Here is a 20,675-nt window from a genome sequence, read left to right on the forward strand (position 1 = left end):
ATAGTTACTTGCCCGACTTGATCTTGGTCCAGCTTCGGGTCATCAAACGTTGCACTTTGGGGGGTAACTCTGAGTTGACGTACAGCTTGTCCAGCACCTCTTGCGGTGGGTAAACCGCTGCGTCGGTTCGCACGCTCTGGTCCATGAGTTCGCCAGCCTTGGGGTTCGGGTTGGCGTAACCGACGTAATCGCTGACCTGGGCGATGACCTCAGGCTTGAGCAGATAGTTGATGAAGGCGTGGGCCTCTTTGACGTTCTTGGCGTCCTTGGGAATCGCCAGCATGTCGAACCAGAGGTTGCCGCCTTCCTTGGGGATCGCGTAGGCGATTTCCACGCCCTTGCCCGCCTCTTCGGCGCGGGACTTGGCCTGGAACACGTCGCCGGAGAAGCCGGCGGCCACGCAGATGTCGCCGTTGGCCAGGTCCGAGATGTACTTGGACGAGTGGAAGTAGGTCACGTAGGGCCGTATGGCCAGCAGCTTCTTCTCGGCGTCGGCGTAGTCCTTGGGGTTGGTGCTGTTGGGGTCGCGGCCCATGTAGTTGAGCACCGCCGGCAGCATCTCGTCGGCCGAGTCGAGGAACGCCACGCCGCACTTGGAGAGCTTCTTGATGTTTTCCGGCTCGAACAGCACGGCCCATGAATCGATGGTGTCGGTTCCCAGCGCGGCCTTGACCTTCTCGACGTTGTAGCCGATGCCATTGGTGCCCCACAGGTAGGGGACCGCGTACTGGTTGCCCGGGTCGTTCTTCTCCAGGCGCTTCATCAGGGCCGGGTCGAGATTGGAATAGTTGGGCAGCAGCGTCTTGTCGAGCTTCTGGAACGCGCCCGCCTTGATCTGCTTGCCGAGGAAATGGTTGGACGGCACCACCACGTCATAGCCGGTGCGACCGGCCAGCAGCTTGCCTTCCAGGGTTTCGTTGGAATCGAAGACGTCCTGCACCGGCTTGATGCCGGTCTCCTTTTCGAAGTCCGCAAGGGTGGTCTGGCCGATGTAGTCCGACCAGTTGTAGATATGCACCGTGGGCGCCGCCTGGACACTGATCGCCAGCGTCAGGCTCGCTGTGGCCAGGACGGCCTTGCGAAAATGTGAAGTAGACAAGTGGGAGGTCCTCTACAAAAGTGCCCGAGTCGTTTGGCAGATACGCCTGCGGTACCGGCAAACCGGCGCGCAACTTACCTTCGATACACCCATCGAGCAAAAAGAATTTGCCCTCGAGCCCCGTTCAGGCACTGTTTTTCAGTGCCTGACGGGAAAAACCGGATTTATTTGCCCGATTTGATCTTGGTCCAGCTGCGGGTGATCAGGCGCAGGGTGCCTGCATCCAGGTCGCTGATCGCGTACAGGTGCTTCTTCACTTCATCCGACGGGTAGATGCTCGGGTCGCCGGAGATGTCCTTGTCCACCAGAGCGGTGGCTGCCTTGTTGCCGTTCGGGAAGCGCACGGCGTTGGTGATCTCGGCCATGACTTCCGGCTGCATCAGGAAGTCCATGAACTTGTAGGCTGCTTCGACATTGGTGGCGTCCTTGGGAATCGCGACCATGTCATAGAAGGTGCCGGCGCCTTCTTTCGGAATGCTGTAGGCCAGCTTGACCTTGTCGCCCGCTTCGTGGGCACGGGCCTTGGACTGCTCCAGGTCACCCGAGTAACCCACGGCCACGCAGATGTTGCCGTTGGCCAGGTCCGAGATGTACTTGGAGGAATGGAAGTACGCCACCGATGGGCGAATGCTCAGGAACAGGTCTTCGGCGGCCTTCAGGTCTGCCTTGTCCTTGCTGTTGGTCGGCTTGCCCAGGTAATGCAGGGCCGCCGGGATCATTTCGGTCGGTGCGTCGAGGAAACTCACGCCGCAGCTCTTGAGCTTGGCGATGTTTTCCGGCTTGAACACCACGTCCCACGAGTCGATCTTGTCGACGCCCAGCGCGGCCTTGACCTTCTCGGGGTTGTAGCCGATGCCGATGCTGCCCCACATGTACGGGAAGGCATGCTTGTTGCCCTGGTCACTGGCATCGCCCACGGCCTTGAGCAGGTCTTCGTCGAGGTTCTTCCAGTTCGGCAGCTTGGACTTGTCCAGCTCCTGGTACACACCGGCCTTGATCTGCTTGGCCAGGAAGTTGTTGGACGGTACCACCACGTCGTAGCCCGACTTGCCGGCCAGCAGCTTGGCTTCCAGGGTTTCGTTGCTGTCGAACACGTCGTAGACCACCTTGATGCCCGACTGCTTCTCGAACTTGGCGATGGTGTCCGGCGCAATGTAGTCGGACCAGTTGTAGACGTGCAGCACCTTGTCGTCCGCCTGAACAGCACCGGCCATCAACCCCGCGAGGGTAGCGGCCAACAGCGTCTTGCCCATTTTCTTCATGCGTAATGCTCCAGAATTTTTTATAGAAACCATCTGTTCAGCGACCGACTCGTTCGGCGCAAGCGCTGGGCGACTGAAACAGTCGCTAGTCTGGCAAGATCCACGGCGCGGTTTCAACCAGAGTGCGCCGCAGATCGCCATTCAACCCAAGGCTGAGCCTAGCACCTGCTCACTTCAACGCTTCGAGCGTCAGGTCCAGGCATTTGCGTGCCTTTTCCACCAGCTCGTCGATCTCCTCGCAGGTGATGACCAGCGGCGGCGCGATGATCATGGTGTCGCCCACGGCGCGCATGATCAGCCCGTTGTCGAAGCAGAACTGGCGGCAGATCATGCCCACGCCCTTGCCCTCGTAACGGGTGCGGGTCGCCTTGTCCTTGACCAGCTCGATCGCGCCGAGCATGCCCAGGCCACGGACCTCGCCCACCAGCGGATGATCGTTCAGCTCACGCAGACGTTTCTGCAAATACGGTGCCGTTTCTGCCTGAACGCGCTCGATGATTTTCTCGTCGCGCAGGATCCGCAGGTTTTCCAGGGCCACCGCTGCCGCCACCGGGTGGCCGCTGTAGGTGAAGCCGTGGTTGAAGTCGCCGCCCTCGCTGAGCACGGCCGCCACTTCGTCACGCACGATCACGCCGCCCATGGGGATGTAGCCCGAAGTCAGGCCCTTGGCGATGGTCATCAGGTCGGGCTTGAGGCCGTAGTAGTCGGTACCGAACCACTGGCCGGTACGACCGAAACCGCAGATCACCTCATCGGCAATGAACAGGATTTCGTACTTGGCGAGGATTTCCTTGATCTTCGGCCAGTAGGTTTCTGGTGGGATGATCACCCCGCCAGCACCCTGGATCGGCTCGGCGATAAAGGCGGCCACGTTGTCTTCGCCGACCTCGAGGATCTTCTTCTCCAGTTGCTCGGCGGCCCATACGCCGAACGCGTCCGGGGTCATGTCGCCGCCTTCGCCGAACCAGTACGGCTGCGCAATATGCACGATGCCCGGCAGCGTACCGCCCTGCTCGTGCATGCCGCTCATGCCGCCCAGGGCAGCGCCGGCCACGGTGGAGCCGTGATAGCCGTTGACCCGACCGATGATCACCTGCTTCTGCGGCTTGCCCTTGAGCGCCCAGTAATGGCGGACCATGCGCAGGTTGGTGTCGTTGCCTTCGGAGCCGGAGCCGGTGAAGAACACATGGCTCATGCCCGCAGGGGCCACCTCGGTGATCGCCCGGGCCAGCTCCAGCGCCGGCGGGTGGGCGGTCTGGAAGAACAGGTTGTAGTACGGCAGCTCGCGCATCTGGCTGGCTGCCGCCTCGGCCAGTTCTTCACGGCCGTAGCCGACGGCCACGCACCACAGCCCGGCCATGCCGTCGAGGATCTTGTTGCCCTCGCTGTCCCACAGGTGCACGCCCTTGGCCTTGGTGATGATCCGCGGGCCTTTTTCCTTCAGCTGCTTGTAGTCGCTGAACGGCGCCAGGTGATGATCACGACTCAGGTCTTGCCACTCGCGGGTTTGCGGGTTCTTGACGCTCATGTGCTTCTCCGATGACTGACGGCCGCGCTCCTGCGGCCCCGGGGTTTATCAGACCGCGAACAGCAGGAACTCGCGTTCCCAGGAGCTGATCACGCGTTTGAAATTTTCATGCTCGGCGCGTTTGGTGGCGACGTAGCCTGCGATGAATTTCTTGCCCAGGTACGGCTCCAGCGCGCTGCAGTTCTCCATGCGTTCAAGGGCGTCCTCGATGGTCAGCGGCAGGCGCAGGTTGCGCCGCTCGTAACCGCGGCCCTTGACCGGCGCGCTGGGGTTGATGCCTTCGACCATGCCGATGTAGCCGCACAACAGGCTGGCGGCAATCGCCAGGTAAGGGTTGGCGTCGGCGCCGGGCAGGCGGTTTTCCACACGCCGGTTCTGCGGGCCGGCATCCGGCACGCGCAGGCCCACGGTGCGGTTCTCCTCGCCCCACTCCACGTTGACCGGCGCCGAGGTGTCGGGCAGGAAGCGGCGGAACGAGTTGACGTTGGGGGCAAACAGCGGCAGCACCGACGGGATGAACTTCTGCAGGCCACCGACGTGGTGCAGGAACAGCTGGCTCATGCTGCCGTCTTCGTTGGAGAAGATGTTCTTGCCGGTGTTCACGTCGATGATGCTCTGGTGCAGGTGCATCGCACTGCCCGGCTCGCCGGTCATGGGCTTGGCCATGAAGGTGGCGGCGACGTTGTGCTTGAGCGCGGCCTCGCGCATGGTGCGCTTGAACACCAGGAACTGGTCGGCCAGCGACAGCGCGTTGCCGTGACGGAAGTTGATTTCCATCTGCGCGGTGCCGTCCTCGTGGATCAGCGTGTCCAGGTCCAGGTGCTGCAGTTCGCACCAGTCGTAGACGTCCTCGAACAGCGGGTCGAATTCGTTGGCGGCCTCGATGGAGAACGACTGGCGACCGGTTTCGGGGCGACCGGAGCGACCGATGGGCGGCTGCAGCGGGAAGTCCGGGTCCTCGCAGCGCTTGGTCAGGTAGAACTCCATCTCCGGCGCCACGATCGGCTGCCAGCCTTTGTCGGCGTAGAGCTTCAAGACCTTCTTGAGCACGTTGCGCGGCGACAGCTCGACCGGGTTGCCCTGCTTGTCGTAGGTGTCGTGGATCACCTGCGCGGTGGGCTCGATGGCCCATGGCACCAGGAATACCGCGTTCTCGTCGGGGCGGCAGATCATGTCGATGTCGGCCGGATCGAGCAGCTCGTAATAGATGTCATCGTCGACGTAGTCGCCGGTCACCGTCTGCAACAGCACACTTTCGGGCAGGCGCATGCCCTTTTCGGCAATGAACTTGTTGGTGGGGGAGATCTTGCCGCGCGTGATACCGGTGAGGTCGCTGATCAGACACTCGACTTCGGTGATCTTGTGCTCTTTCAACCAATCGGTGAGCTGGTCGAGGTTGTTACTCATAAATACCTCAGGAGGTAAATGTCTGGACTGACGTCAGGACGCCCAGGCTGGGCCGTCCTGCTCATTCTGGATGCCGCACGACGCTAAAGCAAAGCACCTGCCACGGGGCGAACGCGCAGGGCAATACCCGCTGGGCCGCCTGGCCGGCTATAGTGGTGGCAGTCGATTACAGAAGAGGGTGCGATACCGGGCATGCAGCCCAGGCCGTCAATTATTGCGGCCAGGTGGCGGCGCACGGCCACGCGGTATCTGCCGTGGGTGCGGCGGGCGTGCAGACCGATCCGCGCGGTGCGGCCGGTGACGCCGATTGTCGGCTGGCGAGACATGTAACCCCCGGTATTATTGCTGTTATGGGTTGCAACCGAGCTTAGCCTTGTTCATTTTTTTACACAACACCCCTGTAAAAAATAGAATACGGCCCGCTCAAAGTCGCTGTCTCGCTACCAAAGCAGGCCTTGTCGACGCCCTCATTTGCAGCAAAAATGCCGCTTCAGCGCCGTTTTAGGGCATGATGGGGCTGGCTTGACTTCAGCAGGGCTTTCGCGTTGACTGAACCTGCAAGCCCCCATTGATTGATATTTTTAACAACAAAGGTGTTGCATCATGTCGGTACCCCCGCGTGCCGTTCAGCTTAACGAAGCGAACGCGTTCCTTAAGGAACATCCTGAGGTTCTCTACGTTGACCTTCTGATTGCAGATATGAATGGTGTGGTGCGTGGCAAGCGCATCGAACGCACGAGCCTGCACAAGGTTTACGAGAAAGGCATCAACCTGCCGGCCTCCCTCTTCGCCCTGGACATCAACGGTTCCACCGTCGAAAGCACCGGCCTGGGCCTGGACATCGGCGATGCCGACCGTATCTGCTATCCCATCCCCGGCACCCTCTCCAACGAGCCCTGGCAGAAGCGCCCTACCGCGCAGCTGCTGATGACCATGCACGAGCTCGAGGGCGAGCCGTTCTTCGCCGACCCGCGTGAAGTGCTGCGCCAGGTGGTGAGCAAGTTCGACGACCTGGGCCTGACCATCTGCGCCGCGTTCGAGCTGGAGTTCTACCTGATCGACCAGGAGAACGTGAACGGCCGTCCACAGCCGCCGCGCTCGCCGATCTCGGGCAAGCGTCCGATCTCCACCCAGGTGTACCTGATCGACGACCTCGACGAGTACGTCGACTGCCTGCAGGACATTCTGGAAGGTGCCAAGGAACAAGGCATCCCGGCTGACGCCATCGTCAAGGAAAGTGCCCCGGCGCAGTTCGAAGTGAACCTGCACCACGTGGCCGACCCGATCAAGGCCTGCGACTACGCGGTACTGCTCAAGCGTCTGATCAAGAACATCGCCTACGACCATGAGATGGACACCACCTTCATGGCCAAGCCGTACCCTGGCCAGGCGGGCAATGGTCTGCACGTGCATATCTCGGTGCTGGACAAGGATGGCAAGAACATCTTTACCAGCGAGGATCCCGAGCAGAACGCCGCATTGCGTCACGCGATCGGCGGTGTGCTCGAGACCCTGCCGGCGTCGATGGCGTTCCTGTGCCCGAACGTCAACTCGTACCGCCGTTTTGGTGCCCAGTTCTACGTGCCCAACTCCCCGACCTGGGGCCTGGACAACCGTACCGTGGCCTTGCGCGTACCGACCGGCACGCCGGACGCCGTGCGCCTGGAGCACCGTGTGGCCGGTGCCGACGCCAACCCGTACCTGCTGATGGCAGCCGTACTGGCGGGCGTGCACCACGGTCTGACCAACAAGGTCGAACCGGGCCCGGCGATGGTGGGCAACTCCTACGAGCAGAACGAGCAGAGCCTGCCGAACAACCTGCGTGATGCACTGCGCGAGCTGGACGACAGCGAGATCATGGCCAAGTACATCGATCCGAAGTACATCGATATCTTCGTGGCCTGCAAGGAAAGCGAGCTGGAGGAGTTCGAACACTCCATCTCCGACCTTGAGTACAACTGGTACCTGCACACCGTGTAAGGTCCATTCGCCGGCAAGGCCGGCTCCTACAGGGTCGATGTGACCGTGTAGGAGCCGGCCTTGCCGGCGAAGCCCTTAAAGCGCCTTCTCGAAGATCTTCGAATTGCGCTGGTAGTTGTACAGCGAAGCCCGCGCCGCAGGCAGCCGCTCCACCTCGCTGGGCACGAAGCCGCGTTCGCGGAACCAGTGCGCCGTGCGCGTCGTCAGCACGAACAAGGTCTTCAAGCCCATCTCCCGCGCCCGTGTCTCGATGCGCTCCAGCAACTCGTCGCCACGCCCGCCATGCCGGTATTCCGGGTTCACCGCCAGGCACGCCAACTCGCCCGCCTCCGAATCGGCGATCGGGTACAGCGCCGCGCAGGCAATGATCATCCCCTCGCGCTCCACCACACTGAACTGCTCGATCTCGCGCTCCAGCACCTCGCGCGAACGCCGCACCAGGATGCCCTGCTCTTCCAGCGGGCTGATCAGGTCCAGCAGGCCGCCGACATCCTCGATGGCCGCCTCGCGCACCTTCTCGAACTGTTCCTGAGCCACCAGCGTGCCGCCACCGTCACGGGTGAACAGCTCGGTGAGCAGCGCACCGTCCTCGGCATAGCTGACGATGTGGCTGCGCGCCACACCGCCACGGCAGGCTTCGGCGGCCGCGTCCAGCAACTCGCCCTGATAGTCCGAGCCCAGGCGCTGCAGATGCGCCGGCACCTGCTGCGGGCGCAGCTCACGCACCAGCCTGCCGCTCTCATCCATCAGCCCGCGCTCGGCGCCGAACAGCAGCAGCTTGTCGGCCCCCAGCTCGATGGCCGCACGGGTGGCGACGTCTTCGCAGGCCAGGTTGAAGATCTCGCCGGTGGGCGAATAGCCCAGCGGCGACAGCAGCACGATGGAGCGCTCGTCGAGCAGGCGATTGATGCCCTTGCGATCGACCCGGCGCACTTCGCCGGTGTGGTGATAATCGACGCCTTCGAGCACGCCGATGGGGCGCGCCGTGACCAGGTTGCCGGCGGCCACGCGCAGGCGCGAACCCTGCATCGGCGACGCGGCCATGTCCATCGACAGGCGCGCCTCGATGGCGATGCGCAGGTGGCCGACCGCGTCGATCACGCATTCCAGGGTGGCCGCATCGGTGATGCGCAGGCCGTGATGGTAGTGCGCGCTCAGGCCGCGGGCGGCCAGGCGGCTTTCGATCTGCGGGCGCGAACCGTGCACCAGCACCAGGCGCACGCCCAGGCTGTGCAGCAGCACCAGGTCGTGGACGATATTGCCGAAGTTGGGGTGCTCGACCCCGTCACCGGGCAGCATGACCACGAAGGTGCAGTCGCGGTGGGCATTGATGTAAGGCGAAGCATGACGCAGCCAATTGACGTATTCGGGCATAACCAGAGCCTGTAGAAACCTGTGGAAAAAGGACAAGAACGGAAAAGCACACAGCGCTCGAAGGGTTATCGTCGCAACAGGTCTGGCGTCACGCGCGTTCTCCTTGGGTAAAAACGGTTGAAATCAGCGGGCAATTACCGGGTTGAGGCAATAATGCCCGATCAACTCACGCAATAGACGCACGGTAGGCTCCAGGCGTGACATTTCGAGGTACTCGCCCGGCTGGTGGGCACAGCTGATGTCGCCGGGGCCCAGCACCAGGGTTTCGCAGCCCAGACGTTGAAGATAAGGCGCCTCGGTACCAAAGGCCACCGCCTCGGCCGTATGCCCGGTAAGACGCTCGGCCACGCGCACCAGTTCGGCGTCGGCGGCCTGCTCGAACGGCGGCACCTCGGGAAACAGCGGCGCGTAGTCGATCTTCACCTGGTGCTGTTCGGCCAGCGGCGCCAGCTTGCTGCGGATCGCCGCACGCAGCACTTCCGGGTCCATCCCCGGCAACGGACGCAGGTCGAATTCCAGGGCGCACTGCCCGCAGATACGGTTGGGGTTGTCGCCACCGTGGATGCAGCCGAAGTTCATGGTCGGCTGCGGCACGCTGAACTGGGCGTTGCTGTACTGCTGCTGCCATTGCCGGCGCAGGCCCATCAGCTCGCCCATCACCGCATGCATCGCCTCCGAGGCGCTGTGGCCCAGGCTCGGGTCGGACGAATGACCGCTGCGCCCGAGGATATCGATGCGCTCCATCATCACCCCCTTGTGCAGGCGGATCGGGCGCAGCCCGGTCGGCTCGCCGATCACCGCTGCACGGCCCAGCGGGCGGCCGGCGTCGGCCAGGGCGCGGGCGCCGGACATCGAACTTTCCTCGTCGCAGGTAGCCAGGATCAGCAGCGGCTGCCTGAACGGCTGCTCGAGCAGCGGGCGTACCGCCTCGATCACCAGGGCGAAGAAGCCCTTCATGTCGCAACTGCCAAGGCCCACCCAGCGCCCGTCAACCTCGGTCAGCTTGAGCGGATCGGTCTGCCACAGCTGCGGGTCATAGGGCACCGTGTCGCTGTGCCCGGCCAGCACCAGGCCGCCGGGGCCGCTGCCGTAGCTGGCCAGCAGGTTGAACTTGCCCGGCGTCACCTCCTGCAGCTCGCAGGCAAAACCCAGGTCACCCAGCCAGGTGGCCAGCAGGTCGATCACCGCGCGGTTGGACTGGTCCAGGCTCGGCTGGGTGCAACTGACCGACGGCGTGGCGATCAGGGCGGCGAACTGGTCTTTGAGCGGCGGCAAAGGCATGCGCATTCTCCTCGGTACGAGGCCCATCATAGGGCTATCGGGCACCTGGAATAAACCGTCAGCGGCCGACTCCTGTACACTGCACGGCCAAGACGCACCCAGTCATCGAGCCTGCCAGCAATGAACAAAGAAACCGAACTCAAACTGCGGGTCAGCCGCGAGACCCTCGCTGCCCTGCGCGAACACCCGTTGCTGAAGAAGCGCAACAAGTCCGGCTGGCAGCAGCGCGAGCTGCTCAATCAATATTTCGATACCCCAGAACGCGACCTGGCCGCAGCCAAGGTGGCCCTGCGCCTGCGCCGTGACGGCGACGTGGTGATCCAGACCCTCAAGGCCCGTGGCCACAGCACCGCCGGGCTGTCGGTACGCAACGAGCACGAATGGCAGCTGCCCAAGGCCAAGCTCGACCTCAAGAAGCTCGACGAGCAGGTATGGCCGGCCGAGCTGGCCGACCTGGACAAGAAGACCATCAAGCCGCTGTTCAGCACCGACTTCACCCGCGAGTACGCCGAAATCGCCTGGGGCCGTGGCAAGGCCAAGGTGGTCATCGAGGCTGCGCTGGACCTGGGCCATGTAGTGGCCGGCAAGCAGAAGGAAGCCATCTGCGAGCTGGAGCTGGAACTGCGTGAAGGCGACCCGGCCGCACTGCTGGAACTGGCCGCCGAGCTGGCCGCCAGCCTGCCGCTGATGCCGTGCGACATCAGCAAGGCCGAACGCGGCTACCGCCTGCTCGACCCCTCGAGCTTCGCCGTGAGCCTGCCGCCTGCTGAACTGAACGCCGAGATGCCGCTGGACGATGCCTTCGCGGCACTGGCCTGGCACCTGCTGGGCAGCAGCCAGCGCCTGGCCGAGCAGTACCTGTTCAACGGACACTGGCGCCTGCTGCAGGACTGGGTCCAGAGCCTGGCCGAACTGCGCGCCCTGCTCGGCAGCCTGGGCCAGGCCGCGCCACGCCCGACCACCAGCGCCCTGCGTGCCAGCCTCGACGCCCTGCTCGAGGACTGGCGCCCGCTGGTGCTGGCCGGCAACGACGACGAAGACGTGCGCCGCGCGGCGCCCGAGCAGTTCGCCGAAGAACTGCTCGACACTCGCTGGGGCCAGTTCTCGCTGGACACCTCGCGCTGGCTGCTGGCCCGTGGCTGGACCGTCGAGCGCAACAAGCGTGGCGACCGCCAGGGCGCTGCGCAACTGGGCAACTGGCTCAAGGTGCTGCTGTCGGACGAAGCCAACGCGCTGCAACTGCCGCTGTACCACCGCCAGCCTGAAGACCTGGCCGAACAGCTGCCGCGCATCGAGCGCCTGCTGGCCTGGCTGCACCATGCCCGCCAGGTGCTGGAAAGCCCCGACCTGGACCGCCTGTTCGGCGAGCTGAACAAGCTGCACGAACTGGCCAGCCTGCCAATCAGCGACGACGTGCTCGAAGCCCGTGTGCATCAGGCCATGGCGGTGTTCCAGAGCCGCGGCTGGAAGCACCTGCTGCGCAAGTGACGGCTACACCGGCAAGCTGGTCGTGGACTTGATTTCGGACAAGGCCACGATCGAGTTGACCTCCTGGATCCCCGGCACCATCGACAGCTTTTCGAAGAAGAATCGTTCGTAGGCTTCGATGTCCGGGGTGACGATGCGCAGCAGGAAGTCCACTGCGCCCATCAGCACATAGCATTCCAGCACCTCGGGAAACTCGCGGATCGCCTCGGTGAATTCGGCGAAGTTGGTCCGCCCGTGGGCGTTGAGTTTGACCTCGGCGAAAATCTGCGTGTTCAGGCCGATCTTCTTGCGATCGAGCAGGGTCACCTGCCCGCGAATCACCCCCTCCTCCTTGAGCCGCTGGATCCGCCGCCAGCACGGCGACTGCGACAGGCCGACCCGTTCGGCAATCTGTGCGCTGGACAGCGACGCATCCTCCTGCAGCAGAGCCAGGATACGTCGATCGTAGGCGTCCAGTTGGCTTTGCATGTTTTATCCCCTCAAGGCGCCATTAATGAATCGAACAATGCGCAGATTACGCAGATCGCTCGATCATAGAGAAAAAATACCCGGTTGAAGATGTAAAAATTCCTCCATCGAAACCGGAGATTTCCCATGAGCGCCCACGAACGGCTGGACAGCCCCGTCACCCCGCTGCGCAGCGATGTCTGGGCCGCCAATGCTGCGCACAGCAGCGTGCGCTACAGCCTGCAGGTGGAAGCCGAGCCGGACAGCCTGTGCCGCGTGCTCAACCTGTTTGCCCTGCAGTTCCTCACCCCGCACCAGGTACAGATGCAGCAGCAGGACGACCTGTTGAACCTGGAGATCGGCGTAGCCGGGCTGAGCTGGCACCGCGCCGAACTGATTGCACAGAAAATGCGCAACCTGATCTGTGTCGCCCAGGTCAGCGTCGAGCCTCTGGCGGCCTCGCGCATGCCATTGCAGCAGGCACGCTGAACAGAAAAATCCGGCAACCCTTGCGACAGGCCCTGTGGTCCGCTGGCAGCTAGCCTTGGCTGGCCGTCCGACCTTCGCAAGGAAGCCCCATGCCTGCCACGCCGCCCGATCGCTGGCTCGACCTCGACACCCTGCTCGCCGAACTGCTCGCCCAGCAACGCATCAGCCCCGCCTGTGCGCGCCCCTGGCCGCAGGCTGCCAATGAACCCACACATCCGCTGGAGCGCATCGCCCGACGCGGCCTGAACGACCTGCAACGCCCCGGCCATACCCTGGACCTCGATGCCCTGGGCGAATGGCTGGGCCGCCAGGCCGGCCAGCGCCATGTGCGCATCGACCCCCTGGCACTGCAGGCAGCCAGCCTCGGCGGGCTGATGTCGGCCGCATTCGCGCGGCGTCACCAGATTCTGGCCATCGCGGTGGATGCCCACACGGTGACCGTCGCCAGCGCCCAGCCCTACGTACGCAGCTGGGAGCGCGACCTTGGGCAGGTGCTGCAACGCAGGGTGCAGCGGGTGCTGGCCAGCCCGGTGCAGATCCGTGAGCTGAGCCAGGCGGTGTTTCGCCTGGCCCACTCGGTCAGTGGTGCCAGCCAGCAGGCCGTGCCCGGGCCCGAAGGCGCCAGCCTCGAGGCACTGCTTGACCTGGGCAACAGCGCAGGCGACGTCGATGCCAACGAGACGCACATCGTCGGCATCGTCGACTGGCTGTTGCAGTACGCCTTCGAGCAGCGCGCCAGCGATATCCACATCGAGCCGCGCCGCGACCAGGGCCACCTGCGCCTGCGCATCGACGGCCTGCTGCACCCGGCCTACCAGTTCCCGCCGGCGGTGACCCTGGCGGTGGTCAGCCGGCTCAAGAGCCTGGGGCGCATGAACGTCGCGGAAAAGCGCCGCCCGCAGGATGGCCGCATCAAGGCCCGCTCGGCCGCCGGCGCCGAGGTCGAACTGCGCCTGGCCACCCTGCCCACCGCGTTCGGCGAGAAACTGGTACTGCGTATCTTCGACCCGCACCTGCTGCATCAGGACTTCACCCAGCTGGGCCTGGACGGCGAGGCGCTGCAGCACTGGCAGGCGATGCTGCGCCAGCCCCACGGCATCATCCTGGTGACCGGGCCGACCGGCTCGGGCAAGACCAGCACCCTGTACGCCACCCTCAAGCAACTGGCCACGCCACAGGTCAACCTGTGCACCCTCGAAGACCCGATCGAACAGCTCGAGCCGGCCTTCAACCAGATGCAGGTGCAGCCCGGCATCGACCTGGGCTTTGCCAACGGTGTGCGTGCGCTGCTGCGCCAGGACCCGGACATCATCATGATCGGCGAGATCCGCGATGCCGACACCGCGCAGGTGGCGATCCAGGCCGCGCTCACCGGCCACCTGGTGCTCTCGACCCTGCACACCAACGATGCCTGCGGCGCCGTCGGGCGCCTGCTGGAACTGGGCATCGCGCCGTACCTGATCCGTGCCACGCTGGTCGGCGTGCTGGCCCAGCGCCTGGTGCGCACGCTGTGCCCGGCGTGCAAGGTGGCGCAGCCGCTCGACATGGCGCACTGGCGCGAACTCGACCCGCAGGCGCCGCTGCCCACCGCTACCTGCCAGGCTGAAGGCTGCCGCGATTGCCGGTACACCGGCTACCGGGGCCGCACCGGCCTGTTCGAGCTGCTGCCTGTGAGCCCACGCCTGCGCGAGCAGCTGTCGGGCGACGTCGACCTGGCAAACCTGCGCCGCCAGGCCCGGGCCGAGGGGCTGGGCAGCCTGCGCACCAGCGGCGCGCAAAAAGTCGCCGCAGGGCTGACTACACTGACAGAAGTGATTCGCGTTACTGCATGAAATGAAATGATCCGGCGCTGGCCTGCACAGCTGACCACATGCCAAGCTTGCGCACTTTCAGTCCTGCTGACCAAGGAAACGTCATGCAAATCGGAATGGTAATGCTGTTGTTCGTGGGCCTGGCCCTGGCGCTGGTGTTCATGGGGTTCAAGGTGGTGCCGCAGGGTTTCCAGTGGACCGTGGAACGCTTTGGCCGCTACACCACCACCCTCAAGCCGGGCCTCAACATCATCGTGCCGGTGATGGACCGCATCGGGCGCAAGATCAACATGATGGAAAGCGTGCTGGACATCCCGCCGCAGGAAGTCATCACCGCCGACAACGCCACCGTGCAGATCGATGCGGTGTGCTTCTTCCAGGTGGTCAACACGGCGCAGGCCGCCTACGAGGTCAACAACCTCGAGCACGCCACCCGCAACCTGCTGCAGACCAACATCCGTACCGTGCTCGGCTCCATGGAACTGGACGCCATGCTCAGCCAGCGCGACGCCATCAACGAGCGCCTGCTGCGCACCGTGGATGAAGCCACCGCACCGTGGGGCATCAAGATCACCCGTATCGAGATCAAGGACATCAGCCCGCCGGCCGACCTGATGGCCGCCATGTCCGGGCAGATGAAAGCCGAGCGGGTCAAGCGTGCGCAGATCCTCGAAGCCGAGGGCCTGCGGGCGGCTGCCATCCTCACCGCCGAAGGCAAGAAACAGGCGCAGATCCTCGAGGCCGAGGGTGAGCGTCAGGCGGCCTTCCTGGAATCGGAGGCCCGCGAGCGCCAGGCCGAAGCCGAAGCCCGCGCCACCCAGGTGGTGTCCGAGGCCATCGCCAACGGCAATGTGCAGGCCATCAACTACTTCGTGGCGCAGAAATACGTCGACGCGCTGGGCAAGCTGGCCTCGGCCAACAACAGCAAGGTGGTGCTGATGCCGCTGGAAGCCAGCCAGGTGATCGGCGCCGTCGGCGGCATCGGCGAGATCGTGCGGGCCACCTTCGACGGCAAGAAGGGCTGAGCATGTGGGACTACCTGCAACACCTGTCGTTCTGGGACTGGCTGGCGCTCGGTACGCTGCTGCTGATCCTGGAGGTGTTCGGCGCCGGCGGCTACCTGCTGTGGATCGGGGTGGCGGCGGCGGGCGTGGGCGTGATTACCTTCGTCGTCCCGCAGTTGCCGTGGACCTTGCAGTTCCTGCTGTTCGGCCTGCTGTCGGTATTCACCGCAGTGTTCTGGTGGCACCGTCAGCGCAGCAATGCCAGCCCCAGCGATGCGCCGGGGCTGAACATGCGCGGCCAGGAACTGATCGGCCGGACCTTCGTGGTGCAGGAGGCCATCGTGGGCGGTCGCGGCAAGATCAAGGTCGGCGACGGGGTGTGGATGGTCCGCGGGCCGGACATGCCGGTGGGCACCCCGGTGCAAGTGCTGTCGCAGGACGGCGCGATACTGCAGGTTGGCCCCGCACCGTAGGCCCTGGGGAACTTGCCTGGGGAAATCACGATCCAACGCACCATAATAGCCCCCACACTGGAGTAAGCCCCATGCGCGTCAAACTTGCGGTTGCCACCCTTGCCTTGTTGTCGCTGCCGGTTGGCTCGGCGATGGCTGATGGCTTCTGGCGTGATGTGATTTCGTCCGGTGCCACCACCGGCTCCACCTACCTGACCTTCAAGGACCACAAGCTGGTGGTGGCGGCGCAGGAAGATGCCAGCAGCTATGTGGCCAGCAACGGCCAGATCAGCGGGCCGTATCTTGAGGCTGCCATGCAGCGTGTGCGTGCCGAGCAGCCAGGGCTGCAGGTCAGCGACATGGAGCTGGCCAATGCGATCCTGGCGCAGAATGCCGTGACCGAGTAATCACCTCGCCGGCAATGCCGGCTCCTACAGGAGCCAGCCTTGTCGGCCACGAGGCCCTGGCCTCAGCGATAATCCTCCACCGGCACACACGCACAGAACAGGTTGCGGTCCCCGTACACGTTGTCCACCCGGTTCACCGCCGGCCAGTACTTGTGCAGCCGCGCATGGTGGCTCGGCGCAACACCCTGTTCGATCGAGTAAGGTCGTTCCCACACCCCCAGCACATCCGCCAAGGTATGCGGCGCCCGCTTGAGCGGGTTGTCCTCGGCTGGCCAGTTGCCGTTCTGCACCTCTGCAATCTCGGCCCGAATCTTCAGCATCGCCTCCACGAAGCGGTCCAGCTCGGCCTTGGACTCGCTCTCGGTCGGCTCCACCATCAAGGTGCCCGGCACCGGGAACGACATGGTCGGCGCATGGAACCCGTAGTCCATCAGGCGCTTGGCCACATCCTCTTCGGTGATGGCGGTCAGCGTCTTCAAGGGCCGCAGGTCGAGGATGCACTCATGCGCCACCCGCCCATTGCGCCCGCGGTACAGCACCGGGAACGCCCCGCCCAACTGCTGGGCCAGATAATTGGCCGACAGGATCGCCACCTCGCTGGCATCGGCCAGTTGCGGCCCCATCATGGCGATGTACATCCAGCTGATCGGCAGGATGCTCGCACTGCCCCAGGGCGCCGCACTGACCGCGGTGTTCTGCGGGTCGGGCCCGGGCACCGGCACCACCGGATGGCTGGCCACGAACGGTGCCAGGTGTGCACGCACGCCGATCGGGCCCATGCCCGGCCCGCCACCGCCATGGGGAATGCAGAAGGTCTTGTGCAGGTTCATGTGCGATACATCGGCACCGATGTCCGCCGGCCGCGCCAACCCGACCTGGGCATTGAGGTTGGCGCCATCCATGTACACCTGGCCACCGTGGCTGTGGATAACCTCGCAGATCTCACTGATGCCTTCCTCGTACACACCGTGGGTCGACGGGTAGGTGGCCATCAGGCAGGCCAGACGCTCACCTGCCGCCTGGGCCTTGGCCTTGAGGTCGGCCAGGTCGACGTTGCCCGCCACATCGCATTCCACGATCACCACCTGCATGCCGGCCATCTGCGCAGACGCCGGGTTGGTGCCGTGCGCCGAGGCCGGGATCAGGCAGATATCGCGCTGACCCTGCTGGCGGCTGCGGTGGTACTTGCTGATCGCCAGCAGCCCCGCGTATTCACCCTGGGCACCGGAGTTGGGTTGCATGCAGATGGCATCGAAACCGGTGATCGCGCACAGCCAGCGCTCCAGCTCGTCGATCATCGCGGTATAGCCCTGGGCCTGGCTGAGCGGCGCGAACGGGTGCAGGTTGGCGAAGGCCGGCCAGGTGATGGGGATCATCTCGCTGCTGGCGTTGAGCTTCATGGTGCACGAGCCCAGCGGGATCATCGACTGGTTGAGGGCCAGGTCCTTGTTCTCCAGCTGCTTGAGGTAACGCAGCATCTCGGTTTCGCTGTGGTGCAGGTTGAACACCGGGTGCGTCAGAAACGCCGACTGGCGCTGCAAGGCGTCGGGGATGCCGCTGTGCTGCGCCTGGGCATCCAGCTCGGCCACGCTCAGCCCATGGTCGGCGCCCAGAAAGATGCCGAACAGGCGCAGCACCGTGGCCTCGTCGCAGGTTTCATCCAGGCTTACGCCCAGGTGCCCGCGGCCCAGGATGCGCAGGTTGATCTGCGCGGCCTCGGCGCTCTGGATGATCGCGGTCTGGCTGCCGCCGACGTCCAGGGTCAGGGTGTCAAAGAAGTGCTCGTTCAAGCGCTTGAGCCCCTTGGCTTGCAGGCCGGCAGCCAGGATCACCGTGAGCCGGTGCACCCGCTGGGCGATGCGCCTGAGCCCTTCGGGCCCGTGGTACACGGCATAGAACCCGGCGATGTTGGCCAGCAGCACCTGCGCGGTGCAGATGTTGGAGTTGGCCTTCTCGCGGCGGATGTGCTGTTCGCGGGTCTGCAGGGCCATGCGCAGCGCCAGGTTGCCGCGCGCGTCCTTGGAAACGCCGATGATGCGCCCTGGCATGGCGCGCTTGAAGTCGTCGCGGCAGGCAAAGTAGGCCGCGTGCGGGCCCCCGTAGCCCATGGGCACGCCAAAGCGCTGGGTCGAGCCGAGCACCACGTCGGCGCCCTGCTCGCCCGGCGGGGTCAACAGCACCAGGCTCAGCAGGTCGGCGGCGACGCAGGCCAGCGCCTGCTGGGCATGCAGCTGCTCGATGGCCGGGCGCAGGTCGTGCACCCCGCCGTGGGTGTTGGGGTATTGCAGCAGCGCGCCGAACACCCGGTGCTTGTCCAGGTTGTCCAGCCCATCGACGATCAGCTCGAAGCCGAAGCCCTCGGCGCGGGTCTGCAATACGGACAGGGTCTGCGGGTGGCAATGTTCATCGACGAAGAACGCATTGCTGCGCGACTTGGCCATGCGCCGTGCCAGAGCCATGGCTTCGGCAGCAGCCGTCGCTTCGTCGAGCAGCGAGGCATTGGCCAGGTCCAGCCCGGTCAGGTCGATGACCATCTGCTGGTAATTGAGCAGCGCCTCCAGGCGACCCTGGGCGATCTCCGGCTGATAGGCGTATAGGCGGTGTACCAGCCGGGGTTCTCCAGCACGTTGCGCAGGATCACCGTGGGCGTCAGGGTAGCGTGGTACCCCATGCCGATCAGGCTGGTCCACACCTGGTTCTGCTCGGCGTAACCGCGCAGTTTTGCCAGGGCGGCCTGTTCATCAAGCGCCGGGGGCAGTTCCAGCGGGCGGTTCAGGCGAATGCCCGGCGGGACGGTCTGCTCAATCAGTTCACTGCGACTGCTCAGGCCCAGGGCCTGCAACATCGCCTGCTGCTCGGCCGCATCCGGGCCAAGATGACGACGCAGGAACGGGTTGGGATCGTGCAGTTGGCTCAGGGACGGCGACTGGGACATAGCGGCTCTCTCTTCCAAGACCAAGCCTCGAGGGGTCGAGGCTTATTGAGTCTAGGAAGGGATTGCCGTTCGTGCGGGAAAAACTACTCGCCGATGGCGGCCTTGTAGCCGGCAGCGTCCAGCAACTGCTCCAGCTCTGCCGGGTTGGACGGCTTGAGCTTGAAGATCCAGCTGGCGTAAGGATCGTTGTTCAGGTTCTCAGGGCTGTCGCTGAGGTCTTCGTTGACCGCGATCACTTCGCCGCTGACCGGCGCGTAGATATCCGAAGCGGCTTTCACCGACTCCACCACCCCGGCGGCGTCCTTGGCCGCGAACACCTTGCCGACCTCGGCCAGTTCGACGAATACCACGTCGCCCAGGGCTTCCTGGGCGTGGTCGCTGATGCCCACGGTGACGGTACCGTCGGCTTCCAGCCTGGCCCACTCGTGGCTCTCGGCAAAACGCAGGTCGGCGGGGATATTGCTCATAGTGTCTTTCCTCAACAGGTCAGCGGTCGGCCCGCCGGAATGAATTCAGATCAGGATCTTGCCCTGGCGCACGAAGGTCGGCTTGACCACCCGTACCGGGTACCACTTGCCGCGAATTTCCACCTCGGCGCGGTCGGCGGTAGCCACCGGCACGCGGGCCAGGGCAATCGCCTTGCTCAGCGTAGGAGAGAAACTACCACTGGTGATCTCCCCTTCGCCAATCTGTGCGATTCGCACCACCTGATGCGCACGCAGTACACCGCGTTCCTCGAGCACCAGGCCGACCAGTTTCAGCTGCACGCCTGCGGCCTGTTCGGCCTCCAGCGCACGGCGTCCGATGAAGTCGCGGTCGGCCGGTTCCAGGGCGATGTTGTGGGCCAGGTTGGAGGTCAGTGGCGAGTGTGCCTCGTCGATGTCCTGTCCGTACAGCGTCATGCCCGCTTCCAGGCGCAAGGTATCGCGCGCGCCCAGCCCGCTGGGGGCAATACCGGCGCCGACCAGGTCGTTGAAGAACGCCGGGGCCTGCTCTGCCGGCAGGGTGATCTCCAGGCCGTCTTCGCCGGTGTAGCCGGTACGCGAGATGAACCAGTCGCGACTGCTGCGGCCTTCGAAGGGGGCCAGTTCACGAATCAGCGCCGCACGGTCACTGCTCACCAGTTCGGCCAACTTGTCCCGCGCATGCGGGCCCTGCACAGCGAAGATCGACAGTTCGGGACGCTCGCGCACCTGCACGTCGTAGTCGCCGATATGGGCCTGCAGCCAGGCCAGGTCCTTGTCGCGGGTGGCGGCGTTGGCCACCAGTCGGTAGCCGTCGTCGGTGCGGTAGACCAGCAGGTCGTCGATCACCCCGCCCTGTTCGTTGAGCAGGGTGCTGTACAGGGCCTTGCCGTGGGCATTCGGGCTGGCCACATCGTTGGCCAGCAACCAGCGCAGCCAGGGCGTGGCCTGGGCGCCGTGCACATCGATCACGGTGAGGTGCGAGACATCGAAGACCCCGCAGTCGCGGCGCACCTGGTGGTGCTCCTCGACTTGCGAGCCGTAATGCAGGGGCATGTCCCAACCGCCAAAATCGACCATCTTGGCGCCAAGCGCCAGGTGCAGGTCATAAAGAGGCGTACGCTGTCCCATGGGTTTCTCCTTCCGGGCGTGGCGAGGCTGCGGCTGAGGGCAGCGTTTCAGCTACCCGGTGCTGATCGGCCGCAGCGAATGCCGCGCATTGTAGCCGCAAGGGCGCAGCCTTACAC

At 64.6% G+C, this 20,675-nt stretch carries 16 protein-coding genes and 1 pseudogene; 7 read left to right on the forward strand and 10 right to left on the reverse strand.

Annotated features, from left to right (window positions below):
- Positions 1–4: 4 nt before the first annotated feature.
- From KH389_RS25770 to KH389_RS25785, 4 genes are all read right to left on the reverse strand, one after another.
- Positions 5–1,099 (reverse strand): polyamine ABC transporter substrate-binding protein, encoded by a 1,095-nt coding sequence (locus tag KH389_RS25770; protein WP_043863427.1) that lies wholly within the window; start codon positions 1,097–1,099, stop codon positions 5–7.
- Between the two features lie 164 nt (positions 1,100–1,263).
- Positions 1,264–2,361, reverse strand: a complete 1,098-nt coding sequence (locus tag KH389_RS25775; protein ID WP_043863426.1) for a polyamine ABC transporter substrate-binding protein — start codon at positions 2,359–2,361, stop codon at positions 1,264–1,266.
- A gap of 169 nt (positions 2,362–2,530) precedes the next feature.
- Complete coding sequence (locus KH389_RS25780) at positions 2,531–3,889, reverse strand: aspartate aminotransferase family protein (protein WP_043863425.1); 1,359 nt, start codon at positions 3,887–3,889, stop codon at positions 2,531–2,533.
- A 48-nt stretch (positions 3,890–3,937) separates the two neighbouring features.
- Entirely contained in the window at positions 3,938–5,296 is a 1,359-nt protein-coding gene (locus KH389_RS25785) for a glutamine synthetase family protein (protein ID WP_213606505.1), read from the reverse strand.
- Between the two features lie 603 nt (positions 5,297–5,899).
- Between KH389_RS25785 and KH389_RS25790 the strand changes: the two genes are divergently transcribed.
- A complete protein-coding gene (locus KH389_RS25790) occupies positions 5,900–7,276 on the forward strand; it encodes a glutamine synthetase family protein (protein ID WP_043863423.1) in 1,377 nt (458 codons plus the stop codon).
- 75 nt (positions 7,277–7,351) lie between these two features.
- On the opposite strand, the gene argA is transcribed toward KH389_RS25790, so the two are convergent.
- Together argA and argE are read right to left on the reverse strand one after the other, a co-directional pair.
- Positions 7,352–8,650, reverse strand: a complete 1,299-nt coding sequence (argA, locus tag KH389_RS25795) for an amino-acid N-acetyltransferase (protein ID WP_043863422.1) — start codon at positions 8,648–8,650, stop codon at positions 7,352–7,354.
- Positions 8,651–8,773: 123 nt separating this feature from the next.
- Positions 8,774–9,931 (reverse strand): acetylornithine deacetylase, encoded by a 1,158-nt coding sequence (argE, locus tag KH389_RS25800; RefSeq protein ID WP_043863421.1) that lies wholly within the window; start codon positions 9,929–9,931, stop codon positions 8,774–8,776.
- Between the two features lie 120 nt (positions 9,932–10,051).
- Between argE and KH389_RS25805 the strand changes: the two genes are divergently transcribed.
- Positions 10,052–11,419 (forward strand): CYTH domain-containing protein, encoded by a 1,368-nt coding sequence (locus KH389_RS25805; RefSeq protein WP_054915510.1) that lies wholly within the window; start codon positions 10,052–10,054, stop codon positions 11,417–11,419.
- A 3-nt stretch (positions 11,420–11,422) separates the two neighbouring features.
- On the opposite strand, the gene KH389_RS25810 is transcribed toward KH389_RS25805, so the two are convergent.
- Positions 11,423–11,887 carry an Lrp/AsnC family transcriptional regulator gene (locus KH389_RS25810; RefSeq protein WP_043863419.1) on the reverse strand — a complete coding sequence of 155 codons (465 nt, stop codon included), beginning with the start codon at positions 11,885–11,887 and terminating at the stop codon, positions 11,423–11,425.
- Between the two features lie 126 nt (positions 11,888–12,013).
- On the opposite strand from KH389_RS25810, the gene KH389_RS25815 reads away from it, so the two are divergent.
- The 5 genes from KH389_RS25815 (at position 12,014) to KH389_RS25835 (ending at position 16,029) form a co-directional block, all read left to right on the forward strand.
- Positions 12,014–12,355 (forward strand): hypothetical protein, encoded by a 342-nt coding sequence (locus KH389_RS25815; RefSeq protein ID WP_043863418.1) that lies wholly within the window; start codon positions 12,014–12,016, stop codon positions 12,353–12,355.
- Positions 12,356–12,444: 89 nt separating this feature from the next.
- Entirely contained in the window at positions 12,445–14,187 is a 1,743-nt protein-coding gene (locus KH389_RS25820; RefSeq protein WP_054915508.1) for a GspE/PulE family protein, read from the forward strand.
- Positions 14,188–14,270: 83 nt separating this feature from the next.
- Entirely contained in the window at positions 14,271–15,191 is a 921-nt protein-coding gene (locus KH389_RS25825; protein ID WP_043863416.1) for an SPFH domain-containing protein, read from the forward strand.
- 2 nt (positions 15,192–15,193) lie between these two features.
- Positions 15,194–15,643, forward strand: coding sequence for an NfeD family protein (locus KH389_RS25830; RefSeq protein ID WP_213606507.1), 450 nt, complete (start codon positions 15,194–15,196; stop codon positions 15,641–15,643).
- 71 nt (positions 15,644–15,714) lie between these two features.
- A complete protein-coding gene (locus tag KH389_RS25835; RefSeq protein ID WP_043863414.1) occupies positions 15,715–16,029 on the forward strand; it encodes a DUF2388 domain-containing protein in 315 nt (104 codons plus the stop codon).
- Positions 16,030–16,091: 62 nt separating this feature from the next.
- On the opposite strand, the pseudogene gcvP reads toward KH389_RS25835, so the two are convergent.
- The 3 genes and pseudogenes from gcvP to gcvT form a co-directional block, all read right to left on the reverse strand.
- A pseudogene (gcvP, locus tag KH389_RS25840) lies at positions 16,092–18,964 on the reverse strand (aminomethyl-transferring glycine dehydrogenase).
- Between the two features lie 83 nt (positions 18,965–19,047).
- Positions 19,048–19,431 carry a glycine cleavage system protein GcvH gene (gene gcvH, locus KH389_RS25845; protein ID WP_043863412.1) on the reverse strand — a complete coding sequence of 128 codons (384 nt, stop codon included), beginning with the start codon at positions 19,429–19,431 and terminating at the stop codon, positions 19,048–19,050.
- A gap of 45 nt (positions 19,432–19,476) precedes the next feature.
- Positions 19,477–20,559 carry a glycine cleavage system aminomethyltransferase GcvT gene (gcvT, locus tag KH389_RS25850; RefSeq protein WP_058541754.1) on the reverse strand — a complete coding sequence of 361 codons (1,083 nt, stop codon included), beginning with the start codon at positions 20,557–20,559 and terminating at the stop codon, positions 19,477–19,479.
- Between the last annotated feature and the right edge of the window lie 116 nt (positions 20,560–20,675).

This window comes from Pseudomonas qingdaonensis (assembly GCF_018398475.1).
Lineage (GTDB): Bacteria > Pseudomonadota > Gammaproteobacteria > Pseudomonadales > Pseudomonadaceae > Aquipseudomonas > Aquipseudomonas palmensis.